This window comes from Candidatus Sulfotelmatobacter sp. (assembly GCA_036500765.1).
Taxonomy (GTDB): Bacteria; Acidobacteriota; Terriglobia; order Terriglobales; family Acidobacteriaceae; genus Sulfotelmatobacter.
Genome location: DASYBM010000016.1, coordinates 389,644 through 402,097, shown reverse-complemented (window position 1 = coordinate 402,097; position 12,454 = coordinate 389,644). Strand labels below are relative to the sequence as shown.

Genomic DNA, 12,454 nt, shown 5'->3' with positions numbered 1-12,454 from the left:
GTCATCCGACCACGTTGACCAGCGTTCCGATCGGCGGGATGGTGATGCGGATTTCGTCGCCCGCCTGCAACGTGAATGAATCGGGAGGCACAATGCCGGTGCCGGTGAGCAGAAAACATCCATGCGGAAAACTGTTATTGCGGTAAAGATATTCGACGAGTTCTTCCGGCTTGCGCTTCATTTCGTTGAGCGTGGTCGCGCCTGAAAATACGCTTGCGCCATTGCGGCGAATCTCGATCATGATCTCCGTCGCTGCGGAGAGTGGCTCGTCAGAAATCAGCAGGCAAGGACCGAGCGCGCAACTGCGGTCGTAGACTTTGGCCTGCGGCAGATACAAGGGATTTTCGCCTTCGATGTCGCGCGAACTCATGTCATTGCCGACGGTGTAGCCGACGATGCGTCCGCCCGGCGTCACGAACAGAGCCAATTCAGGTTCTGGCACGGACCAGCGCGCATCGTCGCGAATCGCCACCTTCGCGTTCGGACCGACGACGCGGTGCTGCGTCGCTTTGAAGAACAACTCCGGACGCGCCGCGGAATACACGCGGTCGTAGAAGTCTCCGCCGCCAGCACTCTTCGATTCTTCCATGCGCGCGTTGCGACTGCGATAGTACGTCACGCCCGCTGCCCAGACCTCCTGGCCGCCAATCGGCGCAAGCAAATCCTGCGGAGAAAAACCGGCAGTCGTTTCCGCAATGAGCGGGCTCAGATAATCGAGCAGGTCTTCGCGGGTAATCAGATCGTCCCAGGAAGGCGCATTCACGGTATAGAAACGATTCGCGTGCTCGGCTGCGATGCCGTGGCGGGTGCGATAGAGCTTGATGGAAACGGAAGATGGCATGGACCAAGAGTATCGATCGTAGAGACGTTGCTTGCAACATCTCTCGCCATGATCCGAAATGCTGGAAGCGCGAGCCGCAGATCGTGGAGCAAAATTCGAAACGGCTCTTTGCCAATCGTTCCCATTCCGAATTGACGATTTGCGATCGGCTCCCTGTGGACGTATTCATCGAAAATTAATCTGCTTTCAGACTTTTCTTGTTGCGGCCATACCGAATTGCCTGTATTTTTGACGCACCTTTCAGACCCGATTTCGAAAGACCCAATTTAATTTCCACCTCCTAGAAGCGGTAATCGCGCGCTGAGGCACCAGTACGCTGTTGCACGTGTGTCGAAAAATGCACTTCTGGGAAGTCGCCGGAGTGTGTTCAGTGAAATCCGTAAAGCTGTTAGGCCTTCTGTTCGTTTTCGCCGTATCTCATCTCATTGCATCTGCGCAAACCGGGCCGGTTCCGCACTCTTCCCACATTTGGATTGTGGCGGAAGAAAATCACAGCTATGAAGATGTGATTAATAACTCAGGTATGCCTTACTTCAATTCTCTTGCGAACACCTATGGATTGGCCACGCAATATTACTCGACGCAGCACAACTCGCTCTCGGCGTTGATGTGGCTGGTTGCCGGGGAACAAGTCACCTCCGACGACGACGCGGCGGGTTGCTTCAACGTGGATAATGTCGTCCGCCATTTATTGGCACAGAAGTCCACATGGAAAGCTTATGAAGAGGACTTGCCTTACTCTGGATTTCAGGGATTGAGTTGGGCCGATTATGTCCGACGGCACAATCCGCTGATCGATTTCACCGATTCCTGCGCCTCGTCGCAGATAAACAATTCCGTTCCGTTCACTCAACTCGCGATCGACATGGAGAACAATGCAACGCCGACGTATGCGTATATCACGCCGAATCTGAACGACGATGCGCATGACGGCACGCTCCAGCAAGCCGACCTGTGGTTGTCGGAACAAATTCCTGCGATCCTGGCACGGCCTGAGTTTCAGCCCGGCGGCGACGGTCTGATGTTTATACAGTGGGACGAGGGCGATGAAAGCGGATCAAACCCCGATGACCGCTGTGCTTCCAATATTCAGACGGGATGCGGCGGACGCGTAGCGACGCTTGTAATCGGTCCGCAGGTCAAGCCGGCATATCAATCCAATGTACTTTATTCCCACGTGAATTTACTGGCGACGGTCTGTGCGGCTGCGGGGTTCACTTCCTGCCCCGGCGCTGGAGCGCTGGCCGATCCTATGTCCGACTTCTTCAACACCGTGAGCATTGGTACGCCGTTCAATAATGCGGTTGTCGCCTCTCCGGTGCAAATCAGCGCCACCACTAGCAACTCCAGTGCGGTAACCGCGATGCAAATTTACGTGGATAATGCGCTGCAATATCAGGTGAGTGGAAGCCAGGTGAACGCAGCCATACCGATGAGTTCCGGCGCCCATAATGTGGTGGTGCAATCCTGGGACGCAAAAGGCGGCGTCCACAAAAGCGGAATCAATGTCACCGTCCAGTCAGAGTCGGTTGTGATTACCACGCCAGCGCCCAACGCAGTGGTTTCCTCGCCGGTGAAAATTGCCGCTACTGGCGGAGGGACGAGCGCCGTTTACGCGATGCAAATTTACGTGGACAATACGCTGCAATATCAGGCCAATGGCGCCAGCGTGAATACCAGCCTTTCCATGAGCGCCGGTCAGCATTACATCGTCGTGCAGGCATGGGACGACTGGGGCGGGATCAGGAAAAATGGCTTCTATGTAACGGTCGCTGCGCCCTCCATCACGATCAGTTCGCCCTCGGCCAACTATTCTGGATATTCGCCGGTGGAAATGATCGCAACTTCCGTCGATGCGAATCCGGTTTATGCCATGCAGATCTATGTGGACAACATACTGTCCTATCAGTACACGGGACCTGGAGTTCAGGCCGCGATGAACATGACCGCCGGAACGCACAACGTGGTATTCCAGGCGTGGGATACGGCGGGCGGGATCTACAAAAAAAGCGCCACCGTGAACGTAACGCCGATCGTGCCTGTATTTTCCGCGCCGACGGCGAACAGCAACGTAGCCAGTCCGATGACGGTAAACGCATCGGTGCAGAGCGACGCGCCCGTCGCAACCATGCAACTGTATGTCGACAACAACCTGCAATACACGGTCAGCGGTCTCAGCCTGAATACACAGGTGACTCTGTCGCCCGGTACGCACTATTTGGTCGCGCAAGCCTGGGACACCGGGGGAGGAACCTGGAAAACGGGCGAATACGTCACGGTGCCATGAAGCGAGCAGGAGTGGCGACGCGGCGCTGGACGGAACGGGCGAAGGCGCCCGTCCCCACATCGCCCGAAATGCTGGAAGCAGAGACATAGCAAGCTACGTCTCTACGACCAACTTCTTCAATGCGTCAACATTCCTTCGATCATCGCCGGGCTTGTCGATGGGGGTTTCGGCAATGAAGGCCGCGTGCGCCAGCCGCAGATCGTTGAGTAGAATGCGAAATGGCTCTGAGCCGATCATTCCCATGCCAATTTGCTGATGGCGATCGAGCTTCGATCCGCGAGCCGCTTTGGCGTCATTGCAGTGCCAGACTTTGACCTGATTCAGACCGATGGTCGCGTCGAGATTTTGGAGGGTTCGATAGAGGCCGTCTTCGCTGACGATGTCGTATCCGGCAACATGCGTGTGACAGGTATCGATGCAGGCGCCAACGGGAATGATCCCGCGCAGGCGATCGATCACTTCCGCAACCTGCTCAAAACTGCCGCCTAGAGAGAATTCAGCGCCGGCGGTGTTCTCAATCAGGATGGTCAGTCCTCTGCCAGCCAAGTCGAGCCCTTGCGTGGATGCGGCAATGGCCGCAGCGGTGCGCAGCAGACCCTGTTCGCGGTCGGCGCCGCGGAACGAGCCGGGATGCAGCACCAGATATTCCGCGCACAACGAAAGCGCGCGCTCGACCTCGCCGCGAAAGGCCTCCATCGATTTGCGCAGAAAAAGTTCGGTGGAACTGGCCAGATTGACCAGGTAATTGGTGTGGATGACCAGGGGTTTCAGATCGTAGCGAGCCCGGAGGCGGCTCATTTCGGCGCATTGCAACTCGCCCAGTTCATATGGAGCCCACTGCCGCGGGCTGGAGGAAAAAATCTGGAAGGTATTGCAACCCAGGCGGTAAGCGCGTTCAGCGGCATTCTGTACTCCTCCGGCAGAGGAGGTATGAATTCCAATGCGCCGCGAAGTCAGGCGGGGCGGGCGCTTCGGAGCGCGCCGGTTGAGAATGTCCTGTTCCTGCACCATGGAGCGGGAAATGGAGCGGGGCATGGGAAAAGTATAACGAGGCGGCGGCGCGCCTCGCTGCGCTCGGCGGGACGGGCGAAGGCGCCTTTTGTTTACTTTCCGGCACATTTGCGAGCCGGGTGGGCGCAACGGTAGACTTGAGGCGCGGCTTCTCCTGCGGCCGCGGCGAGAAAGTCGAACTGCGCTCGACCGGATAGCCGATGACGGCTGTCCCTATACGAGCCTTTCCCAGGGTGAAAGTTTATGCTTGTGGTCATGAAGGCGCTCGCCACCGAAGAACAGGTGCGCGGCGTTTGCCAGAAAATTGAGAAACTCGGCTACCGCCCGCATCCCATGCCGGGCGCGACTCGCACCGCCATCGGCATCACCGGCAACAAAGGCGAAGTCGAGCAGGGCACGCTCGAAGAAATGCCGGGCGTGCAGGAAGTCATCGCGGTCTCGAAGCCTTACAAGCTGGTGAGTCGCGACGTCAAAGAAGATAACACGGTGATCACTTTTGCCGGGACGGCCGCGACTATCGGGGGCCCGGGTCTCGCGATTGTTGCCGGGCCGTGTGCCATCGAGAATCGCGAACAGGCTTTCGCCGTGGCCGAGCGCGTGCATCGCGCCGGAGCCCAGTTCTTTCGCGGCGGAGCTTACAAGCCGCGCACTTCGCCTTATTCGTTTCAGGGACTCGGCGAGGAGGGTTTGCGCATCATGGCGGAAATCCGCCAGCAGTTTGGCATGAAGATCATTACCGAGGCCATCGACCACGAGTCGCTCGATCTGTGCGAAGAATATGCCGACGTGATCCAGATTGGCGCCCGCAACATGCAGAATTTTTCTTTGCTGAAACGTGCAGGAAGAGCGCGCAAGCCTGTTCTGCTGAAGCGCGGCATGTCCGCCACGCTGGAAGAATTTCTGATGGCGGCGGAATATATTTTGAGCGAAGGCAATTACAACGTGGCTTTGTGCGAGCGCGGCGTGAGGACGTTTGCCGACCATACTCGCAACACGCTCGACCTGAGCGTAGTGCCCGCGGTGCAGCGCCTGAGCCATCTGCCGATTCTGGTCGACCCCAGCCACGGCACCGGCAAGCGCAACAAAGTCACTCCGCTGTCGCGCGCCGCGGTCGCCGTCGGGGCCGACGGATTGATGGTGGAAGTGCATCACAAACCGGACGAAGCTTTATCCGACGGCCCGCAATCGCTCTTCCCCGACCAGTTCGACGAATTGATGACGCAGGTGAGGCAGATCGCGGCGGTGGTGCGGAGAGCCGTGCCGGCGATCGGGGCGAGGGAGACGGTGGGGGTGAGCAAGTAGGAGTAAAGCTCGGAATCCGGGTGCCCCATATCTCGCGTCTTTTGCGAGATGTGGGGATTTTTGATCCTGCTCTCGAATCGGAGCGAGAAATGCGACTCCCGACTCGTCTTATCCTTTCAACGTTTGCTGTAGCTCTTCTGTTAAGCGGTCTGTGTGCGCAAGATTCTCCGCCGGCAGCGCCGGGAAGTTCGGCGCCTTCGGTTCCGCCCTGCGCGCCGGGGACGACCTTCGAATATCCTGACCACATGGCTCGTCCGAGATATCCCAAACAATCTCTGAAGGCTGGGATCGAAGGCACCGTTGAAATCCGGGCTCGAATCGGCAACGACGGCAGAACCGAAGAATTGAGTTTAATGAGCGGCGAGCCGGTATTCGCTAATCCGGCACTCGAAGCGGTTCGTAAGTGGCGCTTCCACCCTGTGCTGATCAAGGGCCAGCCCACCGAGGCCATTTATAAGGTCCGGGTCAGGTATGTTCTGATCTTGCAAGAAGCGGTCGCTGATGTGGAGTTGGAATCACCGCAAGAACCAACGGCGGTTGCCTCTCCGTCGCCCGCCGAGATCAACTCGCCTGACGGCCCCGTGTACAGAGTGTCAGCAGAAAATGGAGTAATCGCCCCAAAAGCAATCTACTCGCCGGAACCGGAGTTCTCTGAAAAAGCCCGCAAAGCTGGGGAACAAGGAAACGTGACGCTCTCCCTGATCGTGGGAACCGACGGCAAGCCGCGAGATGTCAAAGTGTCCTGCAGCTCGCAACCTGATCTGAACGACAATGCCGCCGAGGCCCTTAAGAATTGGAGATTCGAACCCGGAACGAAAGACGGGAAGCCGGTCATGGTCGAGGTCGCAGTAGAAGTCCAATTCCACCTCGACGGCCTGTCGTCTACTCACTAGACCTTGCTTTCTATGTATAATCTGATAATCTGATTTTATGAAGACCGAGACGATTTCCGTGACCGAGGCGGCCCGTAACTTCGCCGATTGCCTGAACCGGGCCCATTATCAGAACACGACATTCGTTCTGCTCAAGAACGGAAAGCCGTTTGCCCGGCTGGTACCGGACGGGGAAAAGATACATACGGCGGGCGATTTGGCGAAAGCGCTGAGCAAAGTTGATTTGTCCGAGGAAGAAGCCAGAGCCTGGAACCGCGATTTGCGCAAGGCTCGCAAGGCTCTCAAGCCCCAACCCGATAAATGGCGATAATCGTAGACGCCGATGTGATTATCCGCGGAGAGCGTGGGACGTTCGACCTGAAGGGATGGTTGTCAGAGCGTTCCGGGGAGCCGGTGGAAATCGCCGCGATTACGGTCGCCGAGTTATGGCATTGCGTCGAAGGCGCCGACGCCGCTTACAGATCGAAGCGTGAGACTTACGTGCGATCCTCAGTGGAAAGAATGTCGATCATTCCTTACACAGAGACGACTGCCCTCATACATGCCCGCATCTGGGCCGCGCTCGAAATGACCGGCCGGATGATCAGCGACTACGACCTGATTGTCGCTGCTACCGCTCTGGAGCGTGGCAGCACAGTTGCGACTTTCAACCAGCGCCATTTCTCTTCGGTGCGAGGACTGAAAGTAATCCAGCCGAAAGCTTGAGCGGCGAACGCTAGCAGAGTCCCACTTCTCGCAAAGAACGCGACCGCTTACTTGTTACTCCCCAGGTTCCACTTCTGCTAATCTTTGTTTTTCTCTGAAACCGAAGCTGCCTTTGAGAAAACTCCTCTTCATCGCTGTGCTGCTTCCCATCCTTGGCGGGGTGGGGTGGTGGTATTTTCGCGAGGAGCCGCTGCCTGACTACGGGCCGTTTTATCGCGAGTACGCGTACGTCAGCAACGGCAAGAGCGACACGGTCAGCGTGATCGATCTGCGCGCGTTTGCGCTGGCCAAGACCATCCGCGTGGGCAGCGAGCCGACCGGGATCGCGACCAGCAGCAGGAAGAACGAAATCTATGTAGTCAATACCGGATCGAACAACGTTAGCGTGATCAATGCCGAGACCAATACTGTGGTGGCGACGATCGGCGTGCATGGGCGGCCTTACTTCATCGACGTGAGCGACGACGGCACGCGCGCCTATGTGGCCAACTCGGGTTCGGCCAACCTGAGCGTGATCGATCTTGAAAAGCGGATGGTGATCGGCAACCTTCGGGTGGGCGCTGCGCCCGGGCTGGCGCGGGTTTCGCCGGATGGTTCGACCGTGATCGTAAGCAATCGCGGAGACAACACAGTCTCTGTGATCGACGCGAAGTTGCTGCGCGTGCGCGCCACGCTGCCCGTCTGCCAGCAACCGGAGGACATCGCCATCCTGCCGGATTCGAGCAAAGCGTTTGTGGCCTGCTCGGGCTCGTCGCAGGTGGCTTCGATCGCGCTGCGCAACGATGGAGTTCCGGCCAAAACTGCTGCGGCCAACACAGTTTCCACGAACGACAAAAAGGAAGACCGCGTGCTGGCGCTACTCGATGTCGGCCGCACGCCGGTGAGTCTCGCGCTTAAGCCCGACGGCGGCGAATTGATGGTATGCGATTTCGATTCCGACAGCATCTCGATCATCGAAACCGGAAACGACGAAGTCGGCAGCAGCCTGGAGATTGGCCAGCATCCCTCGCGCGGCGTGGTCACGCTCGACAACTCGCGCCTCTACGTTTCGAACTTCGGCTCCAACAGCGTCGCGGTCTATGACATCGATCTGGGCCGCCGCATTGCGACGCTGATGGTGGGGAGTCGCCCCGACGGTCTCGCGCTCACGCCGGATCAGAACCACCTTCTGGTGCTCGACACGCAATCCGGGGATGTGACGGTGATTCAGAAGCGCAAGCCGCGAAAACTGGAACCCACGGAGTATTCGCTGCTCACGCTGATTCCGGTAGGCGTGCAGCCGAATGCGATCGTGGTAAAGGCGTTCACCGTAAGCGCGAAGAAGTAGCGGCGTATTTCTTTCGCTCCCGTCGCACTCCCAAAAGAGTTTGTCATTCCGAGCGCAGGAAGGAATCTGCTTTGGTGCCGAAGCCGCAAACAGCAGGTTCCTCGTCGCTTCGCTCCTCCGAATGACAAAGAAGGTAAGGGGACTACACCGTCGCGGGATTGCCGCAGAGCTTGTCGAAGGCGGCCTTCAGATCGGCCGCGATCGCGGGAGCTTCGCGCGACTCGATGTCGCGGCGCGGCATCAGGTAGACGAGTTGGCCGTCGCGCAGAATGGCGATCGATGGTGAGGATGGCGATTGCCCCGTGAAATAGCTGCGAGCCCGTTCGGTGGCTTCTTTTTCCTGCCCGGCAAAGACCGAGTAAGCATGATCGGGCCGGATGGAATTCTGCATCGCTATGCGGACGGCCGGGCGCATGCGTCCGGCGGCGCATCCGCAGATGGAGTTCACCACCACCATCGTGGTGCCAGCGCGATTCTTCAGCGCCTGATCGACTTCCTCGGGCGTGCGAAGTTCTTCGATTCCCAGGCGAGTCAATTCCTCGCGCATGGGAATAACCATAATTTCGGGATACATCGGCATGAGTGTTCCTCTCGTTTCTTTGGTGGATGAATCTCTATTGTAACGTGGATTCATGGGTCATCTTGATCATCTTGAGGGAAACGGCGATCTTGCCTCGTTGGTCGTTGGTCGTTGGTCGTCGGTCGTTGGTCGTCGGTCGTCGGTCGTTGGTCGTCGGTCGTTGCTCGTTGCTCGTTGGTCGTTGGTCTTCAACAGCCAACGACCAACGACTAATGACGACTATCGACTAAAAAAGAACGCGTGGTTCCTGTGTGTATATTGAAAGCGTCCCATGCTGCTGCAAGAGAACGTTCCGCTGGCGCCGCTCACTACCTTCCGGCTGGGAGGGCCGGCGCGTTTCTTCGTCGAAGCCACGTCGATCGGGGATGTCCAGGAAGCCGCCGCGTTCGCCGCGGCGCGAGATTTGCGGCTCTTCGTGTTGGGTGGCGGCAGCAATCTGGTCATTGCGGACCGCGGATGGCCGGGAATCGTGCTGAAGATAGCGATCCCCGGCATCGAGCAACAGGCTGGCCAACATCCAGATAATCATGATCTAGATGGTCAAAATGAAGAAGGCAAGCTTCTGTTTGAAGCTGGCGCTGGAGAGTCGTGGGACCGATTCGTCTCGGCCGCGGTGAGGGCGAATTGCGCCGGCGTCGAATGCTTGAGCGGAATCCCGGGCAGCGTAGGCGGCACGCCGGTGCAAAATGTCGGCGCGTACGGGCAGGAAGTTTCGGAAACGATTGAGTCGGTACAGGTCTACGATCTCGAGGACGGCCAAGTCCGCGAACTGTGCAATGAGGCCTGCGGTTTCACTTACCGCTCGAGCATTTTCAATACGACGGAACGGGGACGGTTCGTCATTCTGCGCGTGACCTATGCGCTCACGCCCGGCGGTGAGCCGCGCCTCGACTATGCCGATCTGAAGCGCCATTTCGAAGGCCGCGAGACTCGTCCGAATCTCGCCGAGACGCGCGAGGCCGTGCGCCACATTCGCGCCCGTAAAGGCATGCTGATTGTTCCTGGCGATCCCGATGGCCGGAGCGCAGGTTCGTTTTTCAAGAACCCCGTGCTCAGCGAAGAGCAACATAAAGAGTTGGAGACACGTGCCGCGGCCAAGGGACTGACTCTGCCGAGCTATCCCGCGCTGGAGAAGAGCCGAAAGGTTTCGGCGGCATGGCTGGTCGAAAAGTCGGGATTCGCTCGGGGAGGCGGTATAGGCCGCGTCGGCATTTCGAGCAAACATGCCCTCGCCATCGTGAATCGCGGCGGGGCGACCGCGGACGACGTGCTCGCCTTGAAAGACCAGATCCAGCAGCGCGTGGAAGAAATCTGGGGCGTGCGGCTGGAGCCGGAACCGGTGATGGTGGGGTTTTAGAAGCAGGGGTCAGGGGTCTGGGGTCAGGGGTCAGGGAACAGTAATTCAAAGCCGCGCTCGCTGGACAATAGCGAATTCTTTTGACCCAACCGCTAGCCCTTACTCTTAATCCCTGATCCGTCAATTCAGATCGACTGCAAGCGATTCATCTAGTGCCGTTCTTCTCAAGAGTTGCACTGCCAAGAGTTCCACTACCAAGAGTTCCACCGCAAAATTTCCCGAACAGAATGGACCCCGGGGCGGTCTTCATGATTGAGGGCAGACGAGTGCTGGCGGGAGAGGCGATCCTGAGCGGAGCGGCGACGGTCGACCAAGATAGAGACCGAGGCAAAGATCCGGAGAATGGTCGAGATGCGTCACAGAGCAACGTCGAGCGCAGTTCCGACGAAGTGCTCGAAGGGCTGGTTCGGGAGCATTCGCGGCTGGTCTATCGCATCGCCTATGCGGTTCTGCGCAGCCACCCCGATGCCGAAGACTCCACTCAGGAAACGTTTATGCGCGTGCTGCGCTATAGCTCGAAGCTGGCCGCGGTACAGGATATGAAGACATGGCTGGCGCGAATCGCCTGGCGCGTCGCCGTCGACCGCAGCCGACAGCGTGGAGGCGCGCGGGAGATTTCGTTGGAAAATCCTGAGAGGCCGTGCCACGAGGTGGCGTCGGCCGACACCCCGGCGGACGAAGCGTTGCAGAGCAGCCAGTTCAATGCGGCGTTAAAGCGAATGATTGCTGCGCTTCCGAAGAAACTGCGAGAGCCGCTGGTCTTATCGTCGGTGGAAGAAATGTCGCCGCGGGCAATCGCCGCGATCTTGAGCATTAACGAAGCAGCCGTGCGCTCGCGAATCTTCCGCGCCCGCCAAATTCTGAAGGAGAGGTTGGCGGGACAGACGGCAGAGAAAAAGATCGCGGGGAAAAAAGATCCGCGAGAAAAAACTGGCAGGTGCGAATCATGACAGACGAGACACGGGTCGAACTCGACCGAGTGCTCGATGCTGCACTCGCAGATTACGCAGCCGTCGAGCCCCGGGCCGGACTAGAAGAGCGCATTCTGGCCAATTTGCGCGCCGAGCCGATGCATGTCGGCGGGGCGCGATGGAAGTGGGGCTGGGCGGCCGCGGTTGCTGGGGTTGCGCTGATTGTGTTGACCCTGAGTTGGTTGCAGCGGCCTACCCCGACGGTCGCGAGTCATCCCTCAGGCGCGAGACAAAGCCCGCCGCAGTCGGGGACGGAGTTGTCGAGTCGCGCTGCGGTAGAGGTTCCCCTACGGGCGCACGAACGGATTCGCAAAACGGCGGCGCGTCGTTTTCCTCGCACGGCAGTAGCAGGCGGGCCCAAGCTTGATGTTTTCCCCTCGCCGCAGCCGCTGACCGAGCAGGAAAAACTTTTGGCCGGCTATGTCGCCGAATATCCGGAACATGCGGTTCTTCTCGCGCGCGCTCAAGCCGAAGACCTGCGCCGGGATGAGAAAGAGGAAATGCGGGAATCGGGAGCGGTCAGCGGAGACAATTCACAGCAGCTAACCAAGTAACGAACACAAGGAGATTCATAAATGTCGAAAAAGATGATTGTGACGACGGTTTTAGTTCTGACGGTGCTGGCTGCTGGGGCGTGGCAGAGCGCGGCAGCGCAAGAATCCGGTGCAGCTAAGGCCGCTTCCGCAGAGAAAACACTGACAGTTTATCGCCTCGACTTCTCGCTCAACGAACTGGAGGACGGCAAGAAGATCAACTCGCGCCAGTACTCCATGAATCTGGTGGGCGGCGAAGCGAACGAATTTAAGATCGGCACCAGGGTGCCGGTTGATGCAGGGAAGGAGGGCGAGTACCAGTACCTTGACGTGGGAACCAACATCTGGTGCCAGCTCCGGGAGCATGGCAGCGATTTATTGCTGGTGGTTCGCGCCGATGCCAGCAACTTCGCGCCGACTCCCGAAGGAAGTCAGGAGCATAGTTCGCGCCCCCTGATCCGGCAGGTCAAGATCAACGCCAGCACCAACGTGGCGCTGCTCAATAAACCGACCGTCATCGGCAGCGCGGACGATCCTAACTCCAAGCGGCAGTTTCAACTGGAAGTTACGGCGACGAAGCTGAGATGAGGCGTCGTTGGTCGTTGGTCGTTCATCGTTCGTCGTTGGTTGTTAGCCGCGTTACATAG

General features: G+C 58.4%; 13 protein-coding genes. 10 read left to right on the top strand and 3 right to left on the bottom strand.

Annotated features, from left to right (window positions below):
• Position 1: 1 nt before the first annotated feature.
• Positions 2-841, bottom strand: a complete 840-nt coding sequence (locus VGM18_18820; protein ID HEY3975067.1) for a fumarylacetoacetate hydrolase family protein — start codon at positions 839-841, stop codon at positions 2-4.
• A gap of 370 nt (positions 842-1,211) precedes the next feature.
• Between VGM18_18820 and VGM18_18815 the strand changes: the two genes are divergently transcribed.
• Positions 1,212-3,128 (top strand): alkaline phosphatase family protein, encoded by a 1,917-nt coding sequence (locus VGM18_18815; protein ID HEY3975066.1) that lies wholly within the window; start codon positions 1,212-1,214, stop codon positions 3,126-3,128.
• Positions 3,129-3,221: 93 nt separating this feature from the next.
• On the opposite strand, the gene VGM18_18810 is transcribed toward VGM18_18815, so the two are convergent.
• Positions 3,222-4,163: a deoxyribonuclease IV gene (locus tag VGM18_18810; GenBank protein HEY3975065.1), complete on the bottom strand. Its 942-nt coding sequence runs from the start codon at positions 4,161-4,163 to the stop codon at positions 3,222-3,224.
• A gap of 219 nt (positions 4,164-4,382) precedes the next feature.
• On the opposite strand from VGM18_18810, the gene aroF reads away from it, so the two are divergent.
• The 5 genes from aroF (at position 4,383) to VGM18_18785 (ending at position 8,366) form a co-directional block, all read left to right on the top strand.
• Positions 4,383-5,441 (top strand): 3-deoxy-7-phosphoheptulonate synthase, encoded by a 1,059-nt coding sequence (gene aroF / locus VGM18_18805; protein ID HEY3975064.1) that lies wholly within the window; start codon positions 4,383-4,385, stop codon positions 5,439-5,441.
• A gap of 245 nt (positions 5,442-5,686) precedes the next feature.
• A complete protein-coding gene (locus VGM18_18800; protein ID HEY3975063.1) occupies positions 5,687-6,334 on the top strand; it encodes an energy transducer TonB in 648 nt (215 codons plus the stop codon).
• 37 nt (positions 6,335-6,371) lie between these two features.
• Positions 6,372-6,644, top strand: coding sequence for a hypothetical protein (locus VGM18_18795; protein HEY3975062.1), 273 nt, complete (start codon positions 6,372-6,374; stop codon positions 6,642-6,644).
• A complete protein-coding gene (locus VGM18_18790) occupies positions 6,635-7,039 on the top strand; it encodes a PIN domain-containing protein (GenBank protein HEY3975061.1) in 405 nt (134 codons plus the stop codon). Before VGM18_18795 ends, VGM18_18790 begins: the two co-directional genes overlap by 10 nt.
• Before the next feature lie 112 nt (positions 7,040-7,151).
• Positions 7,152-8,366: a beta-propeller fold lactonase family protein gene (locus VGM18_18785; protein HEY3975060.1), complete on the top strand. Its 1,215-nt coding sequence runs from the start codon at positions 7,152-7,154 to the stop codon at positions 8,364-8,366.
• A gap of 142 nt (positions 8,367-8,508) precedes the next feature.
• On the opposite strand, the gene VGM18_18780 is transcribed toward VGM18_18785, so the two are convergent.
• Positions 8,509-8,940: a BrxA/BrxB family bacilliredoxin gene (locus VGM18_18780; protein HEY3975059.1), complete on the bottom strand. Its 432-nt coding sequence runs from the start codon at positions 8,938-8,940 to the stop codon at positions 8,509-8,511.
• A 277-nt stretch (positions 8,941-9,217) separates the two neighbouring features.
• On the opposite strand from VGM18_18780, the gene VGM18_18775 reads away from it, so the two are divergent.
• From VGM18_18775 to VGM18_18760, 4 genes are all read left to right on the top strand, one after another.
• Positions 9,218-10,303, top strand: a complete 1,086-nt coding sequence (locus tag VGM18_18775; protein ID HEY3975058.1) for a UDP-N-acetylmuramate dehydrogenase — start codon at positions 9,218-9,220, stop codon at positions 10,301-10,303.
• A 248-nt stretch (positions 10,304-10,551) separates the two neighbouring features.
• Positions 10,552-11,253: an RNA polymerase sigma factor gene (locus tag VGM18_18770; GenBank protein ID HEY3975057.1), complete on the top strand. Its 702-nt coding sequence runs from the start codon at positions 10,552-10,554 to the stop codon at positions 11,251-11,253.
• Positions 11,250-11,828: a hypothetical protein gene (locus tag VGM18_18765; protein HEY3975056.1), complete on the top strand. Its 579-nt coding sequence runs from the start codon at positions 11,250-11,252 to the stop codon at positions 11,826-11,828. Before VGM18_18770 ends, VGM18_18765 begins: the two co-directional genes overlap by 4 nt.
• 21 nt (positions 11,829-11,849) lie before the next feature.
• The gene (locus VGM18_18760) at positions 11,850-12,395 is read left to right on the top strand and encodes a hypothetical protein (protein HEY3975055.1); all 546 of its coding nucleotides are present in this window, start codon (positions 11,850-11,852) and stop codon (positions 12,393-12,395) included.
• Positions 12,396-12,454 lie beyond the last annotated feature (59 nt).

Excerpts from the sequence above, each read along its gene's own strand:
- VGM18_18810 (HEY3975065.1), bottom strand. The coding sequence starts at position 4,163 with ATGCCCCGCTCCATTTCCCGCTCCATGGTGCAGGAACAGGACATTCTC.
- VGM18_18800 (HEY3975063.1), top strand. The coding sequence starts at position 5,687 with ATGGCTCGTCCGAGATATCCCAAACAATCTCTGAAGGCTGGGATCGAA.
- VGM18_18770 (HEY3975057.1), top strand. The coding sequence starts at position 10,552 with ATGATTGAGGGCAGACGAGTGCTGGCGGGAGAGGCGATCCTGAGCGGA.
- VGM18_18760 (HEY3975055.1), top strand. The coding sequence starts at position 11,850 with ATGTCGAAAAAGATGATTGTGACGACGGTTTTAGTTCTGACGGTGCTG.
- aroF (HEY3975064.1), top strand. The coding sequence starts at position 4,383 with ATGCTTGTGGTCATGAAGGCGCTCGCCACCGAAGAACAGGTGCGCGGC.
- VGM18_18780 (HEY3975059.1), bottom strand. The coding sequence starts at position 8,940 with ATGTATCCCGAAATTATGGTTATTCCCATGCGCGAGGAATTGACTCGC.
- VGM18_18765 (HEY3975056.1), top strand. The coding sequence starts at position 11,250 with ATGACAGACGAGACACGGGTCGAACTCGACCGAGTGCTCGATGCTGCA.
- VGM18_18775 (HEY3975058.1), top strand. The coding sequence starts at position 9,218 with ATGCTGCTGCAAGAGAACGTTCCGCTGGCGCCGCTCACTACCTTCCGG.
- VGM18_18795 (HEY3975062.1), top strand. The coding sequence starts at position 6,372 with ATGAAGACCGAGACGATTTCCGTGACCGAGGCGGCCCGTAACTTCGCC.
- VGM18_18790 (HEY3975061.1), top strand. The coding sequence starts at position 6,635 with ATGGCGATAATCGTAGACGCCGATGTGATTATCCGCGGAGAGCGTGGG.
- VGM18_18820 (HEY3975067.1), bottom strand. The coding sequence starts at position 841 with ATGCCATCTTCCGTTTCCATCAAGCTCTATCGCACCCGCCACGGCATC.